Annotated in this window: 17 protein-coding genes and 1 tRNA gene; 7 read left to right on the top strand and 11 right to left on the bottom strand. The window is 70.6% G+C overall.

The window, feature by feature from the left end; genetic code table 11:
- Positions 1 to 27: 27 nt before the first annotated feature.
- The 5 genes from BJ964_RS06935 to BJ964_RS06955 form a co-directional block, all read right to left on the bottom strand.
- On the bottom strand, positions 28 to 495 hold the full coding sequence (locus tag BJ964_RS06935) for a DUF4383 domain-containing protein (RefSeq protein WP_188119906.1): 468 nt from the start codon (positions 493 to 495) through the stop codon (positions 28 to 30).
- A gap of 78 nt (positions 496 to 573) precedes the next feature.
- Complete coding sequence (locus BJ964_RS06940) at positions 574 to 2,367, bottom strand: ABC-F family ATP-binding cassette domain-containing protein (RefSeq protein ID WP_188119907.1); 1,794 nt, start codon at positions 2,365 to 2,367, stop codon at positions 574 to 576.
- A gap of 7 nt (positions 2,368 to 2,374) precedes the next feature.
- A complete protein-coding gene (locus BJ964_RS06945) occupies positions 2,375 to 3,322 on the bottom strand; it encodes a 4-(cytidine 5'-diphospho)-2-C-methyl-D-erythritol kinase (RefSeq protein WP_188119908.1) in 948 nt (315 codons plus the stop codon).
- A 28-nt stretch (positions 3,323 to 3,350) separates the two neighbouring features.
- Positions 3,351 to 4,238: a 16S rRNA (adenine(1518)-N(6)/adenine(1519)-N(6))-dimethyltransferase RsmA gene (gene rsmA, locus BJ964_RS06950; protein WP_188119909.1), complete on the bottom strand. Its 888-nt coding sequence runs from the start codon at positions 4,236 to 4,238 to the stop codon at positions 3,351 to 3,353.
- A gap of 20 nt (positions 4,239 to 4,258) precedes the next feature.
- The gene (locus tag BJ964_RS06955; protein WP_407650792.1) at positions 4,259 to 5,173 is read right to left on the bottom strand and encodes a TatD family hydrolase; all 915 of its coding nucleotides are present in this window, start codon (positions 5,171 to 5,173) and stop codon (positions 4,259 to 4,261) included.
- A 70-nt stretch (positions 5,174 to 5,243) separates the two neighbouring features.
- On the opposite strand from BJ964_RS06955, the gene BJ964_RS06960 reads away from it, so the two are divergent.
- Complete coding sequence (locus BJ964_RS06960; protein ID WP_188119911.1) at positions 5,244 to 6,278, top strand: hypothetical protein; 1,035 nt, start codon at positions 5,244 to 5,246, stop codon at positions 6,276 to 6,278.
- Between the two features lies 1 nt (position 6,279).
- On the opposite strand, the gene BJ964_RS06965 is transcribed toward BJ964_RS06960, so the two are convergent.
- The 3 genes from BJ964_RS06965 to metG form a co-directional block, all read right to left on the bottom strand.
- Positions 6,280 to 7,572, bottom strand: a complete 1,293-nt coding sequence (locus BJ964_RS06965) for an Ig-like domain repeat protein (RefSeq protein ID WP_188119912.1) — start codon at positions 7,570 to 7,572, stop codon at positions 6,280 to 6,282.
- A 159-nt stretch (positions 7,573 to 7,731) separates the two neighbouring features.
- The gene (locus BJ964_RS06970; RefSeq protein ID WP_188119913.1) at positions 7,732 to 8,985 is read right to left on the bottom strand and encodes a PKD domain-containing protein; all 1,254 of its coding nucleotides are present in this window, start codon (positions 8,983 to 8,985) and stop codon (positions 7,732 to 7,734) included.
- 185 nt (positions 8,986 to 9,170) lie between these two features.
- Entirely contained in the window at positions 9,171 to 10,976 is a 1,806-nt protein-coding gene (gene metG, locus BJ964_RS06975) for a methionine--tRNA ligase (protein WP_188119914.1), read from the bottom strand.
- A 132-nt stretch (positions 10,977 to 11,108) separates the two neighbouring features.
- Between metG and BJ964_RS06980 the strand changes: the two genes are divergently transcribed.
- On the top strand, positions 11,109 to 12,134 hold the full coding sequence (locus tag BJ964_RS06980; protein ID WP_188119915.1) for a hypothetical protein: 1,026 nt from the start codon (positions 11,109 to 11,111) through the stop codon (positions 12,132 to 12,134).
- 65 nt (positions 12,135 to 12,199) lie between these two features.
- Here BJ964_RS06980 and rsmI read toward each other — a convergent pair whose 3' ends face one another.
- Positions 12,200 to 13,051, bottom strand: coding sequence for a 16S rRNA (cytidine(1402)-2'-O)-methyltransferase (gene rsmI / locus BJ964_RS06985; RefSeq protein ID WP_188119916.1), 852 nt, complete (start codon positions 13,049 to 13,051; stop codon positions 12,200 to 12,202).
- Between the two features lie 75 nt (positions 13,052 to 13,126).
- Here rsmI and BJ964_RS06990 point away from each other — a divergent pair, with 75 nt between their 5' ends.
- From BJ964_RS06990 to BJ964_RS07000, 3 genes are all read left to right on the top strand, one after another.
- Entirely contained in the window at positions 13,127 to 14,710 is a 1,584-nt protein-coding gene (locus tag BJ964_RS06990; RefSeq protein WP_188119917.1) for a dolichyl-phosphate-mannose--protein mannosyltransferase, read from the top strand.
- A 429-nt stretch (positions 14,711 to 15,139) separates the two neighbouring features.
- The gene (locus BJ964_RS06995; protein ID WP_188127574.1) at positions 15,140 to 15,832 is read left to right on the top strand and encodes a hypothetical protein; all 693 of its coding nucleotides are present in this window, start codon (positions 15,140 to 15,142) and stop codon (positions 15,830 to 15,832) included.
- Positions 15,829 to 18,096 (top strand): bifunctional polysaccharide deacetylase/glycosyltransferase family 2 protein, encoded by a 2,268-nt coding sequence (locus tag BJ964_RS07000; RefSeq protein WP_203832495.1) that lies wholly within the window; start codon positions 15,829 to 15,831, stop codon positions 18,094 to 18,096. Before BJ964_RS06995 ends, BJ964_RS07000 begins: the two co-directional genes overlap by 4 nt.
- A 55-nt stretch (positions 18,097 to 18,151) precedes the next feature.
- Here the strand turns inward: BJ964_RS07000 and BJ964_RS07005 are convergent, their stop codons facing one another.
- Complete coding sequence (locus BJ964_RS07005) at positions 18,152 to 19,396, bottom strand: GAF domain-containing sensor histidine kinase (RefSeq protein WP_188119918.1); 1,245 nt, start codon at positions 19,394 to 19,396, stop codon at positions 18,152 to 18,154.
- Positions 19,397 to 19,527: 131 nt separating this feature from the next.
- Here BJ964_RS07005 and BJ964_RS07010 point away from each other — a divergent pair, with 131 nt between their 5' ends.
- Positions 19,528 to 20,031, top strand: coding sequence for a DUF2199 domain-containing protein (locus BJ964_RS07010; protein ID WP_188119919.1), 504 nt, complete (start codon positions 19,528 to 19,530; stop codon positions 20,029 to 20,031).
- Positions 20,032 to 20,040: 9 nt separating this feature from the next.
- Positions 20,041 to 20,499 (top strand): GNAT family N-acetyltransferase, encoded by a 459-nt coding sequence (locus tag BJ964_RS07015; protein WP_188119920.1) that lies wholly within the window; start codon positions 20,041 to 20,043, stop codon positions 20,497 to 20,499.
- A 447-nt stretch (positions 20,500 to 20,946) separates the two neighbouring features.
- Here the strand turns inward: BJ964_RS07015 and BJ964_RS07020 are convergent.
- Positions 20,947 to 21,020 (bottom strand) — tRNA-Ala (locus BJ964_RS07020).
- Between the last annotated feature and the right edge of the window lie 58 nt (positions 21,021 to 21,078).

The following is a 21,078-nucleotide window of genomic DNA, read 5'->3' on the forward strand; positions in this document are numbered from 1 at the left end:
GTCCCGGCGGGTCACCCGGGGCGAGAATCAGGCGGTACGGGTACGGCCTTCGCGCACCTGCCGCGGCGCACCGGCCTGGGCCTTCGGGGCAGTCTTGCTGTACAGGCTCACGGTGATCAGCAGCAGGCCGACCAGGTAGGTGACGACCACGGTCGACATGGTAAACCCGAGGATGTTCAGGTCCTCGGTGCGCAGCACGGCCAGCGCGTAGGTGCCGACCACCAGCAGGCCCCAGCCGAAGAACTGGTCGACGGCGACGTCGATGTTGCGGCCGACCGCGGTGGCGAGCAGCACGATCGCGCCGAGCGCCAGCGAGATGATCGACCACAGCATGTTGCTGCCCTGTCCGAGCACCCGCACGCCGGGGCCGGTGAACTCCTCGCCGGAGGTGGTGATGAACCCGATGAGGCCGAACGCCACCAGGTACGCACCGGTGATGAAGCCGACGATCCGGTAGATCGGCCGAAGCGGGTGATTGACCGGGGTGTGCGCCATGGTTCCGTCTCCAAGGTCAGGTGTCTTCGAGCAGATTCTCGCGTATCCCCGACAACGGGCGCAGCCACACCCCCCGCTTCAGCTGTCCGACACCTGCTCCGCCAGCTCGAGCCAGGCCTCCTCGGCCTCGGCCTTCTCCTGCTGTACGGCCTTGAGCTGAGCCTCCAGCTCGATCAGCTTGTCGTAGTTGCTGCCGTGCTCGGCCAGGCTCTCGTTGATCTTCGCTTCCCGGTCGGACAGCTTCTCCATCTGCCGCTCCAGCCGGGACAGATCCTTCTTCGCCTGGCGCAGCTCGCCGGCGGAGAGCCCCGAGGCAGCGGACGGGCCGCCCGTCTTGCCCACCGTCGGCACGGCGCCCGGCACGGAGACCCGGGCCAGGTACTCGTCGATGCCTCCGGGCAGGTGCACCAGCCGACCGTCGCCGAACATGCCGTAGACCGTGTCGGTGACCCGCTCCACCAGGTAACGGTCGTGGCTGGCCACCACCATGGTGCCCGGCCACGAGTCGAGCAGGTCCTCCAGCGCGGCCAGGGTGTCGGTGTCCAGGTCGTTGGTCGGCTCGTCGAGCAGCAGCACGTTGGGCTCGGCGGCGAGCAGGCGCAGCATCTGGAGCCGCCGCCGCTCACCGCCGGAGAGGTCGCTGACCGGCGTCCAGATCCGCTTGTCGGTGAATCCGAACACCTCGGCGAGCTGACCGGCCGACAGCTCCCGGTCGCCCAGCTTGACCCGCTTCGCGACCTCCTCCACGGCCTCCAGCAGGCGCAGCTGCCCGGGCAGCTCCTTGAGCTCCTGGGAGAGGAAGGCCGACCGGACCGTCGAGCCGGTGACGAGCCGGCCGCCGTCCGGTTTCGTCACCCCGGCGAGCAGCCTCAGCAGGGTGGTCTTGCCGGCCCCGTTGGCGCCCAGGACGGCGATCCGGTCGCCGGGGCCGACCTGCCAGGTCAGGCCCTGGAAGATGCTCTTCGGACCGGCGTTCAGCTCGACCTGCTCCAGGTCGTAGACCTGCTTGCCGAGCCGGGTGGTGGCGAGCCGCTGGAGGCTGACCGTGTCGCGGACCGGCGGGACGTCGGCGATCAGCTCGTTGGCCGCGTCGATCCGGAACTTCGGCTTCGACGTCCGGGCCGGCGGGCCACGGCGCAGCCAGGCGATCTCCTTGCGCAACAGGTTCTGCCGGCGGGCCTCGACGGCCGCGGCGACCCGCTGACGCTCGGCGCGGGACAGCACCCAGGCGGCGTAACCACCCTCGTACGTGTGCACCTGCTCATCCACGACCTCCCAGGTCATGGTGCAGACCGCGTCCAGGAACCAGCGGTCGTGGGTGACCACGAGCAGCGCGCCCCGGCGGGTCAGCAGGTGCTTGGCGAGCCAGTCGACACCGGCCACGTCCAGATGGTTGGTGGGCTCGTCGAGGATCAGCAGGTCGCTCTGCCGGACCAGCAGGGCGGCCAGGGCGACCCGGCGGCGCTCGCCACCGGACATCGGCCCGACCGGTGTGTCCAGCCCGAGGTAGCCCATGCCGAGGCCGTCGAGGATGGTGCGCACCCCGGCGTCGCCGGCCCACTCGTGCTCGGCGCCCATGCTCTGCGGCAGCCAGGCGGTGCCGAGCACGACGTCCCGCACGGTGGCCTCGCCGGCCAGGGTGAGGGTCTGCGGCAGCGACGCGACCCGCAGGTCACGGCGGTGGGTGACCCGGCCGGAGTCCGGCTCCTCGGTCTTGGCGAGCATGCGGAGAAGGGTCGATTTGCCGGCGCCGTTGAGACCGACGATCCCGATGCGGGCGTCGTCGTCCAAGCCGAGCGACACGTCGGTGAGCAGCTGACCGGCGGCGCCGTAACCCTTGCTGACCCGGTCCAGGTTGATGATGTTGGCCACGATGGTTCTAGATTACCCGCGCGCCCGGCTGCGGTCCGCGCGCGGTGACCGCCGCCCGGCACACCCCGGCCTCGGTGAGCCCGGCCGCGACCCGCTGCGCGTGGTTGGCGTCGGCGGCCAGGAAGACACAGGTGGGGCCGGAACCGGAGACCAGCCCGGCGATGGCGCCCGCCTCCTGGCCCGCGTTCAGCACGTCGGCCAGCTGCGGGCGCAGCGCGAGCGCGGCCGGCTGGAGGTCGTTGCCGAGCGCCGCGCCGAGCACCTTGGGATCGCGCTGGCGCATGGCGGCCATCAGCTCGTCCGGACCGCCGAGCGGCTCGGGCGGGCCGGAGGCGGCACGCAACCGGTCCAGCTCGCGGTAGACGGCCGGGGTGGAGAGCCCGCCGTCGGCGATCGCCACCACCCAGTGCCAGGTGGTCGGGCGGGCCAGGATGGGGCTGACCGCCTCACCGTGGCCGGTGCCCAGGGCGGTGCCGCCGTGCAGCAGGAACGGCACGTCCGAGCCCAGCTCGGCGCCGACCTCGGCCAGCTCGTCACGGGACATGCCGAGACCCCAGAGCATGTCGCAGGCGATCAGGGTGGCGGCCGCGTCGGCGCTGCCCCCGGCCAGGCCACCGGCCAGCGGGATGCTCTTGCGCAGGTGCAGCCGCGCGTAGGCCGGGACCCGGCCGCGGGCGGCCAGCGCCCGGGCCGCCCGGATGATCAGATTCGACTCGTCCAGCTCCAGCTCACCGGTGCCCTCGCCCTCCATGGTGAGCGTGAGGGTGTCGCCGCGGCGGGCGGTCAGCTCGTCGAAGAGGCTGATCGCGTGGTAGACGGTGTTCAGCTCGTGATATCCGTCCGGGCGCAGCGGACCGACCCCGAGATGCAGGTTGATCTTCGCCGGCACACGCACCTTCACCGGACCGTGATGCGGGCGCGGCTCGTCATCGTCCGGTCCCCACGCCTCCGTCACGGAGCGAAGTCCCGGATAGCTTCCGTGGTCATGAGTTCTTCTCCTCGGGCTCTGCGCCGGACGGGCTGAGCTTACCGCCGTACCCCTGCTGTTGGGCCTCCGCCGCGATCGCGGCGAACTCACCCACCGTGAGCGACTCTCCCCTGGCCTGCGGGCTGACCCCGGCCGCCCGCAGCACCGACTCGGCCCGGTCCGGCCCGCCCGCCCAGCCGGCCAGCGCGGCCCGCAGCGTCTTGCGGCGCTGCGCGAAGGCGGCGTCGACCACCGCGAACACGGCGGCCCGCGGGATGTCGGACGGCGGCTCCCGCCGGGTGAAGGCGACCAGCCCCGAGTCCACGTTGGGCACCGGCCAGAACACCGCGGGCGGCACCTTCCCGGCCGGTCTCGCCTCGGCGTACCAGGCCAGCTTGACCGACGGCACGCCGTACACCTTCGAGCCCGGACCGGCGGTGAGCCGGTCGGCGACCTCCTTCTGCACCATCACCAGCCCGCCGCGCAGGGTGGGCAGCTCGGCCAGCAGGTGCAGCACCACCGGGACCGCCACGTTGTACGGCAGGTTGGCCACCAGCATGGTGGGCGCCGGATCGAACCGGTCGCCGGTCACCCTGAGCGCGTCGGCCGGGTGCACGGTGAGGTGCGCCGCGGTGACGGTGCCCGGCAGCGCCGCGGCCAGGGCCGGGTCGATCTCCACGGCGTGTACGTGCCGGACCGCGCCGACCAGGCCCAGCGTCAGCGAGCCGAGCCCCGGGCCGACCTCCAGGGCCACGTCGTCCGGGCGCAGGGCGGCCGCCGCCACGATCCGGCGGATCGTGTTCGGGTCGTGCAGGAAGTTCTGGCCGAGCTTCTTGGTCGGCGCGACGCCGAGGCGCGCGGCCAGTTCCCGGATCTCCGCCGGGCCGAGAAGTGCATCAGCCATGGCCAGAGCCTACGGTGACCTCATCGCCAGCCGCCGAAGACCTCCTCGCCGTTCGCCGAGATCGCCGCGCAGAGTGTGTCGAGGTCGGTGCCGGTCGCGGTGGCGAGCGCCCGCATGGTCAGCGGAACCAGGTACGACGCGTTGGGCCGCCCCCGGAACGGTGCCGGGGTGAGGTAGGGCGCGTCGGTCTCCACCATCATCTGCCCGGGCGGTGTGATCGCGGCCGCCTCCCGCAGGCCGGCGGCGCTCGCGAAGGTGACCGTACCGGCGAAGCTCAGGTAGTAGCCACGGCGTACGCACTCGGCCGCGAACTCGGCGTCCCCGGAGAAGCAGTGCAGCACCACCCGGTCCGGCGCGCCCTCGGAGTCGAGCACCCGCAGCACCTCGGCGTGGGCGTCCCGGTCGTGGATGATCAGCGCCTTGCCGTAGCGCTTCGCGATGGCGATGTGCGCGCGGAAGCTCTCCTCCTGCGCGGCCCGGCCCTCCTCCCCGGTACGGAACGTGTCCAGCCCGGTCTCACCGATCCCCCGCACCCGGGGCCGGGCGGCCAGCGACTCGATGGCGCGCAGCGCTTCGTCCAGATCGGAGAGTCGCGGCGCCTCGTTCGGGTGAAGGGCCACCGCCGCCAGAATCGACTCATGGCGCTCGGCCAGGTCGGCGCCCCAGCGGGACGAGTCGACGTCCACTCCCACCTGGACCAGCCGGTCCACACCGCTCTTGGCGGCCGCGCCGATCAGCGCCCCGACCGGGTCGCCGGCGCCGTCCCCGGGCACGCCCGCCTCCTGAACCGTGAGGTCGAGGTGGGTGTGGCTGTCGAAGACCGGGACCGCGAGCGGCTCGGGCGGCGGCGGGAACTCCCCGGCCCGGCGGGCTTCCTTGGCGCGGCGCCGGTCTGATGGGGACTGACCCGAGGGAGACGAAGGCATGTGAGACATTCTGCACGCCGAGTTTTCCGGTAACCGGGCGTTCATCCGATATCCACCGCGATCACTTAGGTTGCGCCCCGTGACCGTGACCGGTGAGGACAGCGAGCTGGGCATCGACCCGCTCGACCCGCCCTTGATGGCCCCGCTGCGCCGCGACCTCACCTGGCAACAGGTGCAGTCCATGAGCCAGTCGGTGGGCCACCGGGACGACCCGGTGCTGCGCCGGATCCGGGCCACCGCGGCGATCCGCCGGGGCACCCGGATGACCAAGGTGCTCTCCGCCGCCCAGGTCGCCGGTCATCTCGGCGGCTGGCTACCGTACGGGTTCTGCTACCGCTCCTGCGACATCGCCCACCTGCGCGAACCCGACCAGCTGGCGCTGCTGCGCACGGACGGCGCGACCGACTCGCAGGTGACGTTCGCGCTGCGCTGGCGGGCCACCGATCCGCTGGACTTCGAGGTCCCCGGCGCGGGCCCGAACTCGGGGCTGACCGCGCTGCCGGCACACTCCCGGATCGGCGCCATGGTGCTCGGCACCGGCTTCACCATGAGCGTCGACGACCTCATCCCGGAGTACGTGACGGCCGGTTTCGCGGACCTGCCGATGCCGGCGAACGCGCAGCTCCTGGCGTATGTGCCGGGCGGGGACGAGGTGGTGCTGTACACGTACCAGCCGGAGCAGCACGGCTGGCTGCGTCTCGCCGGGCCGCGCTGGCGGAGCCTGCTGGGCGAGATCCCCGACGGCAGCCCGGACCGGGAGTACGTGCCGTGCACGGCGACCGGCTCGTCCCGGCTGGTCGGCTCGATCGACGGCAAGGAGTACGAGGCGGTCGCCGACCCGCCCGGCGAGTTCCGGGTGCGGGCGCTGACCCGCGCGGCCCGCTATCCGGTGCAGACCCTGAGCCGCCGGGCCGAGCAGGCCCTGTGGCGCGGGGCCTCCTGCTGGGTGTTGCAGCGCGACGAGACCTGGGCCCGGCTGCGGCTGCTCCGCCCCGAGGTGGACGAGATCAACACGACCGGCGCCCGGTGCTACGAGCGTGGCGTCTACGAAGCGTGGGCGCCGGTGGACGAGTTGACCGACCACCACATCGCGGAGACCACTTACCAGATGTAGGTCAGGCCTTGTCGAGGGTGACCTGCCGGGCCCGCTCGGTCAGGTTGCCGGCCCGGTCGAACGTCCAGGCGTAGACCAGGAACTGCCCGCGGGTCACCCCGGCCGGCAGCTTGACCGACCATCTGCCCTTGCTGACGGTGACCCGGACCCCGGAGTTCGAGCAGTAGGCCAGGAACTGGGCGTCGGTGTAGAACCGCTTCCACTTCCGCTGCGGGGTCAGGCAGTACAGCTTGCCGCTCGCGGTGGAGCGGGCCACGGTCATCCACACGTGGGTCACGCCGGACGCCTTGTCGGAGGCCGTGCCCCGGACCGTCTTCCACGAGCTGACCCGGTTCGACTTCGACGGCTTGGTGATGGTCAACGACGGTTTCACGGCGTCGGCGTAGACCCGGACCGTGCCGATGGCCTGGTAGGCGCTCCACCCGTTCGCGTTCCAAAAAGCGATCTTCAGGGTACGGGCGCCGGTGATCTTCCTGCTCAGGTCCCACTGGCGGCCGGCGGCGTCCCAGTCGTACAGGAGCGAGGTGTTGTAGGTGCCGGTCTTCGGCGACAGGCTGGACCGGTAGTTGTTGCCCCAGTCGATCGACATGTACCGGGTGCCGGCCGGCAGGCCGCTGATCTTCACAGCGAACGGGTAGCCCTGGTAGACACTGGCCCGGCTCAGTGAGTACTTCCCGGACGGTTTGGTCACCGCGACGGCCCGGGTGAGGGTGCGGGCGTTGCCGGCCCGGTCGGTCATCGTCACGGTGATCGTGAACGACGCGACCCGGGAGTACTGCTTGGTCGCACCGACGGCGCCGGCCGCGAGCGTCTGCGGCGCCGATCCGTCGCCCCAGTTGACGACCCGGGTGACCTGCGCGTCCGTGTCGGTGTCGTCCTGGAAGTCCGCGGCGGTCTGGCTGAGCTGCACCGACTGGCCGAGCCAGAGCGAGGTGGCGTTCACCCGGAACGAGCCGGTCGGCGCCCCGGTGTCACCGGCCGGCGGCGTCGTGGTGGTCGGCCCGGTGGTCGGCGCGGTCGTCGTGGGGTCCGTGGTGGGCGGCGTCGTCGTGGGTTCGGTCGTCGGCGGCGTCGTGGTCGGATCCGTCGTCGGTTCCGTGGTCGTCTCGTCCGGAGTCGGCGAGGTGGTCGTCTCGGTCGGGTCCACGGTGGGGTCGGTCGACTCGTCGGCCAGGTTGACCACCGTGGTGGCCGGGCCGACCGCCGACGCCGGGGACGTGACGACCACGCCGCCGGCCACCAGCACGCCACTGACGATCGCGGCCACGAGCGGGCGGGTGTGCCGTGACTTCAACTTCGACTCCTTCGGTGCGGAACCACACGAAGGACACGCGAAACCCAGGCCTCCCCGTGGTTGTCGCGACGCTACCCCAGCCCAGGATCCCGATCAATCCTGCGGAAGGCCTGGAAAACAGCGATGCCCGCCGGTTTCTCACCGGCGGGCATCGGACGATCAACTGCGCGTGATCTCCGCGGTGCGGTAGGTCTCGCGGAAGTAGTTCGCGTAGTCGTAGACCCAGGCGTCGACCGCGAAGTACTGGTTCTTGCCGAGGCCGGCGGGCAGCTTCAGCGACCACTTGCCGTTCTTGATCTTCACCTTGACGCCGGTCGCGTAGCAGTACTTGTCGACGTCGGCGTCGCTGTAGTACCGCTTCCACTTCCGCGCCGGAGTGAGGCAGTAGGCCTTGCCGCTCTTGGTGATCCGGAAGGCGGTGACCCCGAGGTGCCGGACGCCGGAGCCCTTGTCGCCGACGGTGCCGGTGATCGTCTTCCAGGAGCTCGCCCGGTTGGTGCTGGACGGCTTCTTGATCGTCAGGGTCGGCTTCCACTTGTCCTTGAGGACGTTGATGGAGCCGATCGTCTGCCAGGTGCCGTAGCCCTTGTCGTTGCCCCAGGCGATCCGCAGCGTGCGGACGCCGGAGAGGCGGGCGTCACTGACCTTGACGTACTGCCGCAGCGCCGTGTCCCACCGCCACCGGTAGAGGATGCGGCCGGAGAGCGACTTGGTCGTCGACCAGTAGGACGAGTCCCAGCCGTCACTCCAGTCGATCTTGTACATCGTCGCCCCGGCCGGGACCTTGCCGATGTTGATGTTGAAATACGCGCCCTGGTAGACGCTCTTGCGGCTGAGCGAGGCCTTGCCGGCGGGCACGGTGACCGCGACGGTACGGGCCGGGATCGCGGAGGTGTTGCCGGCCGGGTCGGTGATGGTCACCGTGACCTTGAAGCTGCCGGCACGGGTGTACGACTTCGTGGCGGTGTAGGTGGTCGAGCTCAGCTCCGTGCTGGTGCCGTCACCCCAGCTCACCACTCGCTTGAGGTTGTCCCGGGCGTCGCCCGGGTCGTTGTATTCCCAGTACTCCTGGATGACCTTGATCTGCTGGCCGGTCCAGACCGAGGTGTAGTCGAGCGCGAACGTGCCGGTCGGCTTCGTCGTGTCCGGGCCCGGGTCGGTGGACGTCGGCGTCGGGGTCGGATCCGTCGGCGTCGGCGTGGGGTCGGTGGGGGTCGGCGTCGGGTCGCTGGGGGTCGGCGTCGGGTCGACCGCGTCCAGACCGGTGGCGGACTCGTCGATGACGGCCGACGGGTTCCTCCCGGAGGGCGCGTCGGCTGCCGAGTCCGGGATCGCGTAGGCCGGCGCTCCGATGAGCGTGCCGCCCGCGATGAGGGCGCCGCTCACGACGGCGACGGCAAGGCGTGTTTTCACAGAACTCCTTCAAGGGGATGCTTGCCACCTGAAGGAGCGAATAGGTCGTTACCGAAACGTACCGACGACACGCCCCCGTCCCCGTGGCTCTGTGAAGATACCGAACCGAAGATGAGCGATCAACGCATTTGACAACGACGATGCCCACCGGATTGATCACAATCCGGTGGGCATCGACTGTCGACTCAGGACTCGTCGCCACCCAGGCGGGCCAGCTCCTCCTCGACCACCGACGGGTCGAGCTTGCGGAACACCGGCGTCGGCGCGGCCAGCGGGGTGCCGGGCACCAGCGGCACCGACTCCCAGCGGGCGCCGACCTTGTAGTCACCGGTCAGCACCGGGTAACCGGGGCCGCCGTCCAGGTCCTCGACCTCCTCGATACGCGGCATCGGGGCGTGCACGCCCTCGCCGCCGAGCAGCTCGAACACCTTCTGCGCGGAGTGCGGCAGGAACGGGGTGAGCAGCGTGTTGGCGTCGCTCACCACCTGGAGCGCGACGTGCAGGACGGTGGCCTGGCGCGGCTTGTCCTCATCGGACTTGAGCTTCCACGGGGCCTGCTCGGACAGGTACCGGTTGGCCTCGGCGACCACCCGCATGGCCTCGCCGATCGCCGCCTTCTGCCGGTGCTTGCCGATCAGCTCGCCGACCGTCGCGAATCCGGTCTTCGCCACCTCGAGGACCGCCTCGTCCTCCGGCGTCAGCGGGCCGGCCGCCGGGATCTCGCCGAAGTTCTTCGCGGTCAGCGAGATCGACCGGTTGACCAGGTTGCCCCAGCCGGCCACCAGCTCGTCGTTGTTGCGCCGGACGAACTCGGCCCAGGTGAAGTCGGTGTCGTTGGACTCCGGCCCGGCCGCCGCGATGAAGTAGCGCAGGGCGTCGGCGTCGTACCGCTCCAGGAAGTCGCGCACGTAGATGACCACCCGGCGGGACGAGGAGAACTTCTTGCCCTCCATCGTCAGGTACTCGCTGGAGACCACCTCGGTGGGCAGGTTGAGCTTGCCGAACTCGCCGGCCGTGCCGCCCTTGTCACCCTCGCCGGAGTAGCCGAGCAGCAGGGCCGGCCAGATCACCGAGTGGAAGACGATGTTGTCCTTGCCCATGAAGTAGTAGCCGAGGGCGTCCTTGCCCTGCGCGTCGGCCGACCACCACTGCCGCCAGGCCTCCGGGTCACCGCTGCGCCGGGCCCACTCGATGGATGCGGACAGGTAGCCGATGACCGCGTCGAACCACACGTAGATGCGCTTGTCGTTGCGGTCCCGCCAGCCGTCCAGCGGGATCGGCACGCCCCACTCCAGGTCCCGGGTGATGGCCCGGGGCTGGAGGTCGTCGAGCAGGTTGCGGGAGAACTTGAGGACGTTGGGCCGCCAGTTCTCCCGGCGGTCCAGCCAGCCGCCGATCGCCTCGGCGAAGGCCGGCAGGTCGAGGAAGAAGTGCTCGGTCTCGACGAACTTCGGGACCTCGCCGTTGATCCGGGAGCGCGGGTTGAGCAGCTGCTCCGGGTCGAGCTGGTTGCCGCAGTTGTCGCACTGGTCGCCGCGGGCGCCGTCGTAGCCGCAGATCGGGCAGGTGCCCTCGATGTACCGGTCGGGCAGGGTGCGGCCGGTGGACGGGGAGATCGCGCCGAGGGTGGTCCGGGCGACGATGTACCCATTCCGGTGCAGCCCCTCGAACAGCTCCTGGACGATCGCGTAGTGGTTGCGGGTGGTGGTCCGGGTGAACAGGTCGTACGACAGGCCGAGCCCGTGCAGGTCCTCCACGATCACCCGGTTGTACCGGTCGGCGAGCTGACGCGGGGTCACCCCGTCGGCGTCGGCCTGCACCTGGATCGGGGTGCCGTGCTCATCCGTGCCGGAGACCATGAGCACGTCGTGGCCGGCCATCCGCATGAACCGGCTGAAGACGTCGGACGGCACCCCGAAGCCGGAAACATGACCGATGTGGCGGGGGCCGTTGGCGTAGGGCCAGGCAACCGCGGCGAGAACGTGACTCATGGTGTCCAAGCGTAGTGACCGCTCCCAGGGGTTCGCGAACGGATTGCCTCCTCCCGCGCTGGTATGCCGATTTGTCCCGACACGCCCCATCAGGAACGTGATCACCGACGGGCCGGGGCATTCAATGGGCAAATGACCGGAGACGCTCCACAGCCCGCGGAACCGCCCCGTGACCAGGGCAACCCGTGGACCCTGTCCGACCCCGACGGCGCCTGGTGGCACGGCGAGGACGACCGGGACCGGCCGGACGCCGAAGATCCGTCGTCGGCCGCCGCCCACGTCGCCGGGGTCCGCGACCTCACCGAGCACCTGAACCGTCTGGAACACCTGGATCGCCGGGACGGCCGGGACCGCCGGGAACATCGGGACCGCCCGGAACCCGCCGAGGAGCCGGGCCCGCCCGCCCGGCTGACCGAACCGGGCGCCGCGCCCGGCGGCTCCCGGCTCGCCACCGCGGGCGAGCTGATGATCGTCGAGGCCGGCCCGGAGCGGGAGCAGCCCCGGCCCGGGGTCACGCCGCTGCCCGAGGTGATCGGCTGCCCCGACGTCGAGGCCCGCCTGGAACGGATGGAGAACTCGCCGTTCTGGCTCTCCGAGGAGGAGCGCGCCCGCAACGACACGGCACGCGCCGACCACCGGCCCGGGCGGCGCCGCCGGCCGCCCGCCCACAACCCGCTGAGCGCGCTGCTCGCGCTGATCTCGCTGAGCCTGGTGGCGGCCTTCTTCGGCTGGGTCAGCGCGGAGCCGTTCTGGCTGGCGGTGGGGCACGGCGACCGGGGGTACGCGACCACCACCCACTGCCGCGGCGACGGGCTGGCCCAGCGCTGCGCCGGGCGGTTCGCCTCGCTCGACGGGCACTACAGCGTCTCCCGGGTGACGCTGCTCGGCATCTCCGGCGCGGGACGGCAGACGGGCGCGGTGTCCTCGGCCCGGATGGTCAGCCCGGAGAGCGACCAGGCCTACGCGGCGCCGGCCGGGGCGCTCATGCACCTGCGCTGGGGGCTCGGCTTCCTGCTCGTGCTGATCTGCGGCTACGGCATCGCCGAGGCGACCGGGGCACGGCGGCTGCCGTCCCGGCCCACCCGGCGCAGTGCCCTGATCGCCAGCTTCCTCGGCCCGCTCCTGCTACTGAGCGGCTTCCTGGCCGCGGCCTACTGAACCGTCGGCTGGGCGGGACCCCGCTTCGCGTATTTTCCGGAAATCGGTTCGGGTAGGCGTACGAATCAATGGTGTATCAGGGCGTAGACGTCGCGTTTGCGCAGCTGATAAGCGTCGGCCACCGACTGGATCGCGTCCCGGCGGGAAGCGCCGGCGGCCTCCCGCCGGGCGACCTCGGCACGCAGCTCGTCGTCGCCGGGCCGTTCCGGCGGCCCGGCCGGCGCGCCCGCGATCACCAGGGTGATCTCGCCGCGCGGCGGATCCGCCGCGGCGCTCGCGGCGAGCTCGGCGAGGGTGGCCCGGCGGATCTCCTCGTACGTCTTGGTGAGCTCCCGGCAGAGGGCGGCCGGCCGGTCCGCCCCGAAGATCGCGGCCAGGTCCTCGAGCGCGCCGGCGATCCGGTGCGGCGCCTCGAAGAACACCAGCGTGCGCGGCTCGCCCGCCAGTTCGCGGAGGCGGGAGCGGCGGTTCGAGCCGGACCGGGGCAGGAAGCCCTCGAAGACGAACCGGTCGCTGGGCAGGCCGGAAAGGGCCAGCGCCGTGGTGACCGCGCTCGGGCCGGGCGCCGAGGTGACCGGGAAACCGGCGTCGAGCGCCGCCCGGACCAGCCGGAAACCGGGGTCGGAGACGCTCGGCATGCCGCCGTCGGTGACGACGGCGACGACCGAGCCGTCGCGCAGCGCCTCGACCAGTTCGGGGGTACGCCGTTCGTCGTTGCCCTCGAAGTAGGAGACGATCCGGCCGCGCACGGTGACATCGAGGTCCCGGGCGAGCCGGCCGAGCCGCCGGGTGTCCTCCGCGGCGATCACATCTGCCGAGGCCAGGACCTCGCGCAACCGGGTCGAGGCGTCGCCGGTGTTGCCCAGCGGGGCGCCCACCAGGATCACTCGGCCGCCGGCTTCTTCGTCATCAGGCATCGCAAAAGTCCATCACATGGCAAGAGGTGGTGATGGCGGGCACCGGTTCTCAGGCTTCCGTCCTACGATCTCGGGGTGACGACGGCGGCGACAGCTGACACAGACCTCACCCCCGCGGACCCCCCCGCCGGGACGGGGTCATCCCCAGGCGTGCGTGATGTGCCCGAGATCGTCCGGCGTCGGCTGTCGACGCTGGACCAACGGTTCAATCCCTACTCGTGGCTCATCACCCTGATCATCGTCGTGGTGGCCGGCATCCTGCGGTTCGCCGGGCTGGACAAGCCGAAGGGTTACATCTTCGACGAGGTGTACTACCCGACCGACGCCTGGGACATGCTCCAGCACGGCTTCGAGTGGGACGAGAAGGTCAACGGCGCGGCGTACGTCGTGCACCCCCCGCTCGGCAAGTGGCTGATCGCGCTCGGCGAGACGGTGTACGGCAACACCGAGCTGGGCTGGCGGTTCTCCACCGCGGTCGCCGGCACGCTGATGGTGCTGATCCTCATCCGGATCGCGTTCCGGCTGTTCCACTCGATCGTGCTGGCCGGGATCGCCGGTCTGCTGATGACGCTGGACGGCTTCCAGCTGGTCCTCTCCCGGACGTCGCTGCTGGACATCTTCATCGGCCTGTTCATCCTGATGACCTTCGGCGCCCTGGTGCTGGACCGGGACCACTACCGCCGCCGCTGGCTGCGGGCGCTGGAGCGGGGCTACGACCCGGAGAAGACGCCGACCGTGCCGCTGATCGTGCCGTGGTGGCTGCTGGTCGCCGGGATCACCTTCGGCATGGCGTGCAGTGTCAAGTGGAGCGCCGTCTTCTTCGCGCCGTTCTTCGCGGCCCTGGTGATCGTCTGGCGGGTGCAGGCGCGGCGCTCCGCCGGGGTGCGCGGGCCGGTGCTGGCCGGGATCCTCGGCGACCTGGGCTGGCTGCTGCTCTGCTTCGGTCTGGCCATCGGCGTCTACCTGGCCAGCTGGACCGGCTGGTTCGTCACCGACAACGGCTACTTCCGGCACTACCGGGCGGACAACGGCTGGAGCGAACCGCCGGTCGTCGGCGCGCTGCTGAACCTGGCCCACTACCACTCCGAGGCGTTCAACTTCCACACCGGACTGACCGAGAAGCACACCTACCAGTCGTGGCCGTGGCAGTGGCTGCTGCTGGGCCGTCCGGTGGCCTTCTACTGGAGCACGGCCGGCAACTGCGGTGCGCCGAGCTGCGCTGCTGAGATCCTGCTCCTGGGCACGCCGGTCCTGTGGTGGTCGTTCCTGCCGGCGCTGGGCGCGCTGGCCTGGTTCGGGATCGCCCGGCGGGACTGGCGGGCCTACGCGATCATGACCGGCGCGGTGGCCGGCCTGCTGCCGTGGTTCTACTTCGCGGTCAAGGACGGGCGCACGATGTTCGCGTTCTACGTGATGCCGGCGCTGCCGTTCCTGATCCTGGCGGTGGTCTACGTGCTCGGGGCGATCATGACGCCCCCGGGCGGGATGGCGACGGGGGCGAGCCGTTCCGACCGGCAGCTCATCGGCGCCGTCGCGGTGTCCACCTACGTCGTGCTGGTCGCGCTGTGCTTCGCCTACTTCTACCCGGTCTTCGTGGGCACACTGCTGCCCTACGACGACTGGTCGGTGCGCATGTGGCTCGGGGGCCGCTGGATCTAGCGGCGACAGCCCGGAAACAGAAGGGCGCGCCCCGATCGCCTGCCACGGGGGAAGCGGGCGATTGGGGCGCGCAACAAGAGCTTAACTAGGTCGGATGGCGTGCACAACGGGTGCGGCCAGGAGTTTGTCGTGTCGCTCCCACCATCACAGCGATTCAGACATTAAGTTCTTACTTCTCTTATCGGTTTTATCCTTTCGCGAGAAATGCTCGATCACGCAGTCGGGAATACGACAGTAAATTGCTTCGGACAAGGGCATAACGTCTGTCGATCCGACGCCGCGCCGCTGGTCAACGAAACGGGTTCACACCCCCTCCGACCGGCCAAATCACCCCGCCTAGCATTTCGTCCCATTTCAGAGGATCAGTCGACTGTCCCCCTTGTGAGTGATCTGTGCCAAGATCGCGATAAATGTTCTTAAGCTCGCCGCGTGACTTCGCAGGAGCCCAGAGACCCACACGACCCCCACTCCCCCACGGAAGTGATCACCGTGCCGGAGCCGGCGCCGGTGTTCGTGGACTCCACCGGACGCCGCAGCCGGTTGCTCCGGCGCCTCGCACTGGCCTTCGGCATCCTTCTCGTCGTGTACGGCGGTCTGGTGGGCATCAGCCTGGCCGGCGGTCCGGTGAGCTCGAGCGCGGTGTTCCCGCTGCCCGGACTGGACGAGGACGACGAGGACGAGGAGCAGGAGCCCACCGCCAGTCCCACCCCGGCGCCGACACCCACGCCGAACGCCACCCCGACCCGGCACGTCGAATCGGTGGAGCGGCGTACCGGCGGCACCGAACGGCGTACCGCGAGCCAGTCCGCGAAGACCTCCAGCGAGCCGGCGCAGTCGGCCACCCAGCCGTCGGCCACCGGAACGCCCAGCGCCACGGCCACCAAGACGCTGGAGTCCACCACGACGCCGACGCCGACCCCCACCACGACGATCACCCCGGACCCGGACCCGACCGTGCCGGTGCCGCCGGCCCCGCCGGTCGCGCCCGACTCCGGCGGCACCGGTGGTGGCGGCCCGGCACCGGCCGACGACACCGCCACGCCCACAGCCCCGCCGTCGCTGCCTCCGGTCGCCGACGACCCGGCCGACAGCGCCCCGCCATCCACCCGGGCCGCCCCGTGACTCCCCCGTCCCGCCGGGCCCGCAACCGGCGCCGCATCGTGCCCCCGCCGCGCGTGCTGCTCGGCACGCTCCTGGTCGGGTTCTTCACGGCGGTGCTGTTCGTGCAGACGTACATCAACCCGAAGTTCACCGGCGACCACGTGGGGAGCAAGGCCGGCGACCACGCCGGGGTGCCGGCGACGATCCGCGACGGCGGCCCGATCATCAACGCCACCGGCGGCCAGGAGAGCACCAGCCGGCTGCCGGAGCGCACCATCGCGCTCACCTTCGACGACGGACCGGATCCGGTGTGGACGCCGAAGATCCTGGAAGTGCTGCGCGAGCAGGACGCCCACGCCACCTTCTTCGTCGTCGGCGCCCAGGTCGCCAGGCAACCCGAGCTGACCGAGCACATCGTGGACGGCGGCCACGAACTGGGCCTGCACACCTTCACCCATCGCAACATGCAGAAGCTCGCCCCGTGGCGGCGGGAGCTCGAGCTGTCCCAGAACCAGGTGGCGATCGCCCGGGCCGCCGGGGTGCACACCAACCTGGCCCGGTTCCCGTACTCGTCCAAGAACCCGGCCATCGACAGCGAGAACTGGAAGCTGGTCAAGGAGGCCGGCGCCCTCGGCTACCTGGTCGTGGTCAACGACAGGGACAGCCGGGACTGGGAGCGCCCCGGAATCGACGAGATCATCGCCAACGCCACCCCGACCGACGGCCAGTCCGCGATCGTCCTCTTCCACGACGCCGGAGGCGAGCGCTCGCAGACCGTCGCGGCGCTGCGCGAGTTCATCCCGCGGATGAAGGCCCAGGGCTACCGCTTCACCACCGTCACCGAGGGGCTCAACCTGGGCCTCGCCGGGCGCACGGACGCCCCCGCGGCGGCGCTGCCGGTCAACCCCGAGGCGCCGGCCAGCGACAAGTGGCGCGGCATGGCCCTGATCTGGACGGTCAGCCTGGCCGACGGCATGGTCACCGCGATCGCCGTGCTCTTCCTGGTGGTCGGGCTGCTGACCATCGGCCGTACGCTGCTCATGCTCGCGCTCGCGACGCGCAACGCCCGGCAGCGGCGCAAGCCCGGCTGGAGCTGGGGCCCTGAGGTGTTCGAGCCGGTCTCGGTGATCGTGCCCGCCTACAACGAGAAGGAGGGCATCGAGGCCGCGGTCCGCTCACTGGCCGGCGGCAACCATCCGATGATCGAGGTGGTGGTGGTCGACGACGGCTCCACCGACGGCACCGCCGACCTGGTCGACCGGATGGACCTGCCGCACGTGCGGGTGGTCCGGGTGCCCAACGGCGGCAAGCCGAACGCCCTCAACACCGGCGTGGCCCTGGCGAAGCACGACCTGATCGTGATGGTCGACGGCGACACCGTCTTCGAACCCGATGCGCTGCACCGGCTGGTCCAGCCGTTCGGCGACCCGTCGGTGGGCGCGGTGGCCGGCAACGTCAAGGTCGGCAACCGGGAGACCATGGTCGCCACCTGGCAGCACATCGAGTACGTGATCGGCTTCAACCTGGACCGCCGCCTCTACGAGGTGCTGAACTGCATGCCCACCGTGCCCGGCGCGATCGGCGCGTTCCGGCGGGAGGCGCTGGCCCAGGTGGGCGGGGTCAGCGACGAGACCCTGGCCGAGGACACCGACGTCACGATGGCGCTGTGCCGGAAGGGGTGGCGGGTCGTCTACGTGGAGGACGCCCTGGCCTGGACCGAGGCGCCGACCACGCTGGAGCAGCTGTACCGCCAGCGGTACCGGTGGAGCTACGGGACCATGCAGGCGATGTGGAAGCACCGCCGGTCACTGTTCGAGTCCGGGCCGTCCGGCCGCTTCGGGCGGGTGGGGCTGCCGTTCCTCGCCCTCTTCGGGGTGGCGCTGCCGATGCTGGCGCCGGTGGTCGACATCATGCTCGTGTACGGCCTGGTCTTCTGGGAACGCCAGGAGACCGTGGCGGCCTGGCTCGGCATGCTGGCCCTCCAGCTGTTCACCGCGGGGGTCGCGTTCCGCCTCGACAAGGAGTCGTTCAAGCCGCTGCTCCGGCTGCCGTTGCAGCAGTTCGCGTACCGGCAGCTGATGTATCTGGTGCTGTTGCAGTCGGCGACCACGGCCCTGACCGGTGGGCGGTTGCGCTGGCACAAGCTCAACCGGGCCGGGCTGGCCCCGCGCTCGCCGGTTCCACCGCCGGAGGAGCCGGCGCCGATGCCGCCCGGGCAGCGGATGGCGCCCGAGGTGGACACCTTGCCGCCGAGCACGCACGGAAGGCCACCGGTACGGCGATGAGACCGGCCCGCCCCCGACCGAACTGCAGCCGATCGGGGGCGGGTTCCGCTCGTACTCAGGCGATGGCCAGGTCCCGGACCATCTCGGCCGGGGTCATCTCGGCGTACGGGAACACGACGTGCAGTGACGTCCCGTCGCCCGGCCGGTCGGAGAGGGCCACGGTGGCGTGATGGGCGTCCAGGATTCGTTTGGCGACGGCCAGCCCCCGGTCCGGCCCCGGTACGTCGGTCGGGTTGGCGATGGCCCCGTAGTACAGGTGCGGGAACAGGTCGGGCCGTACGCCGTCGGGCAGGTCCATGTCGTCCAGCCGTACGGTCGGGCCGGACTCCATCTCGGTGCCGACCCGTACCCGGCCGCCCTCCGGCGTGTACTTGACCGCGGCGAACAGCAGATGGGTCAGGACCTGCTCCAGGCGCACCGGATCGGCGATGATCGGCAACGACGGGCCGCCCGCCTGGTTGAGGATCCAGATGTGCTTGCTGGCGGCGATCGGGCGTACCGCCTCCACCGCCCGCTGGGTGACCCGGGTGAGGTCGCACTGCCGCATGTGCAGGCTGTCCCCGCCCAGCCCGGCGTCGGCCATCGTGGTGAGGTGCTCGATCAGCTCGCGGAACCCCCGTACGTGTGCCGCCGTGGCCCGCCCGACCAGGTCCGCCATCTCGGCGTCGTGGTAGCCGGTGTCGCCCAGCCGTTCCAGGTACCCCGACATGAGCCGCAGCGACGACCGCAGCTCCCCGCCGACCAGACCGGCCAGGTCGTCCTTGCGGCGCTCCAGCTCCTGGAGCCGGGCCGTGGTGTTGGCCAGCGCGAAGGCGTACCGGCGCAGCTCCAGTTGGGCGGTCACCTGCCGGGCGAGGGCGCGCAGCGCCTGCTGCTGCTCCATGTCGAGCCGCCGCGGTTCGAAGTCCGTGACGCAGAGGGTGCCGAGCGCGAACCCGTCGGTGGTGAGCAGCGGCATCCCGGCGTAGAACCGGATGCCCCCGGTCGCGGCCACCGCCGGCATGTCGGCGAACCGGTCGTCCAGCCGGGTGTCCGGGACGACGAGCAGGTCACGGCCGAGGATGGCGTGGGCGCAGATGGACACGTCCCGGGAGGTCTCCGCCACCTCGGAGCCGGTCCGGGCCTTGGCCCACTGCCGGTCGGCGTCGACCAGGCTGACCATCGCGATGGGCGCCTCACAGACCCCGGCCGCCAGCGCGACGATGTCGTCGAAATCCTTCTCCGGGGGGCTGTCGAGGATGTCGAGCGAGTACAGCGCCGCCAGCCGCTCGATCTCGTTGTCGGGCAGTGGTGCTTTCATGTGACGTCACCTCCGAGACTTGATTCAGAGGTACCACCCAAAAGTAGCAAGACTCGCTTTTCACCCAGATCAGGCACCTGCGGCGGCTGTGCCGACCGTCACTACCGGGGCCGCCCGTATGCTTCGCGGCCATGAGCACCGAGCAGTTCTCCTGCGGCACGTGCGGGGCCTTGCACGACGGCCCGCCGCTCAGTTTCGCCGCCCCGGCCCCGGATTTCTGGCAGCCGGACATGGCGGACCAGGAAGGCTGCCTGCTGGACGCGGACCTGTGCGTGATCGCCGGGGAGCAGTTCTTCGTCCGTGGCCTGATCGAACTGCCGGTCTGGGACACCGGAGAAATTTTCACCTACAGCATGTGGGTGTCGCTGAGCCGCGACAGCTTCACCCGCGCGGTCGACGTCTGGGAACAGCCCGGCCGCGAGAAGGAGCCGCCCTACTTCGGCTGGCTCTCCAACATCATCGCCGGGTACGAACCGTCGACGCTCAACCTGCGGACGAACGTGCACACCCGGGCCGTCGGACAGTTGCCGTACATCGAACTGGAACCGACCGGCCACCCGCTCGCCGTCGAACAACTGGCCGGCGTCACCCGGACCCGGGTGGAGGAGATCGCCGCCTTCCACCTGCACCGCTAACCTGCCGGAATGCATCTGCGCAAGGTCGACCCGGACAACTACGAGGCGGCACTGTCCCTCTCCGTCCGCCCCGACCAGGACGACCTGGTCGCGCCGGTGGTCAAGTCCCTCGCCGAGGCATACGTCTACCCCGAATACGCCTGGCCACGCCTGATCTACGACCGCGACGAGCTGGTCGGCTTCGTGATGGCCTTCCTCGACACCCCGTGGGGCGAACCCTCCGACCCCACCGACCTGCGCTCCGGCCTCTGGCGCCTCAACATCGCCGCCGGCCGCCAGGGCCACGGCTACGGCACCTTCGCGGTGGAGGCCGTCTGCGCCGAGATCCGCTCCCGCGGCGAAACCCGCGCCTACGTCACCTACGAGCCCCGCGAGGGCGGTCCCGCGCCGTTCTACGCCAGGCTGGGCTTCATCCCCACCGGCGAGATCACCGCAGACCAGACGGTAGCGGTCAAAACCCTTACTTAGGGTACGTCTGGAGCCTGTTTCCCGGTTGCGGGTGGCCGCGATGTCACGTCGCGCCTTCGGATGGCCATGGCGTCATCCCGACTCGCGAGCCAATCTTGGTCGATCTGCCACCGTTTCGGGTGGCCAATCGTTCAAGATCGCATAGCGTCGGCATATAAAGCGGGCGAAACGGGCACCCTTTGCCGCGACCACCCGCCCGAAGTCCAGCGGTAGAGCCACCTCGGGCAGCGTGACGGCCGCGGCCATGTCACCGTCGGATTCCTGAGCGGCCGGCGCTCGATCGCCAGCCGAACTCGCGCAAGCACCGCCGGGCCAACTCCAGCAGCCGCTCGCGGTTCGGTTTCGCCTGCCGTTCGGTCCATTCGAACAGTGCTGAAAACCGAACGACGTCACCCTCTGCTGACAAACCAAAAACGCCCGAACCGAAGTTCGGGCGTTTCCAAAGGGTGGAGCTGTGGGGATTTGAACCCCAGACCCCCTCGATGCGAACGAGGTGCGCTACCAGACTGCGCCACAGCCCCTTGGCCCTCGATGATCGCTCACCGTGGAACCGAGGAAAGGTTAACAGGTCGTCCATGC

This window comes from Actinoplanes lobatus (assembly GCF_014205215.1).
Classification (GTDB): domain Bacteria; phylum Actinomycetota; class Actinomycetes; order Mycobacteriales; family Micromonosporaceae; genus Actinoplanes; species Actinoplanes lobatus.

Bases quoted from the DNA above. Each gene is read 5' to 3' on its own strand.
- BJ964_RS06935 (WP_188119906.1), bottom strand. From the start codon at position 495: ATGGCGCACACCCCGGTCAATCACCCGCTTCGGCCGATCTACCGGATC.
- rsmA (WP_188119909.1), bottom strand. From the start codon at position 4,238: ATGGCTGATGCACTTCTCGGCCCGGCGGAGATCCGGGAACTGGCCGCG.
- BJ964_RS06955 (WP_407650792.1), bottom strand. From the start codon at position 5,173: ATGTCTCACATGCCTTCGTCTCCCTCGGGTCAGTCCCCATCAGACCGG.
- metG (WP_188119914.1), bottom strand. From the start codon at position 10,976: ATGAGTCACGTTCTCGCCGCGGTTGCCTGGCCCTACGCCAACGGCCCC.
- BJ964_RS06980 (WP_188119915.1), top strand. From the start codon at position 11,109: ATGACCGGAGACGCTCCACAGCCCGCGGAACCGCCCCGTGACCAGGGC.
- rsmI (WP_188119916.1), bottom strand. From the start codon at position 13,051: ATGCCTGATGACGAAGAAGCCGGCGGCCGAGTGATCCTGGTGGGCGCC.
- BJ964_RS07005 (WP_188119918.1), bottom strand. From the start codon at position 19,396: ATGAAAGCACCACTGCCCGACAACGAGATCGAGCGGCTGGCGGCGCTG.
- BJ964_RS07010 (WP_188119919.1), top strand. From the start codon at position 19,528: ATGAGCACCGAGCAGTTCTCCTGCGGCACGTGCGGGGCCTTGCACGAC.
- BJ964_RS07015 (WP_188119920.1), top strand. From the start codon at position 20,041: ATGCATCTGCGCAAGGTCGACCCGGACAACTACGAGGCGGCACTGTCC.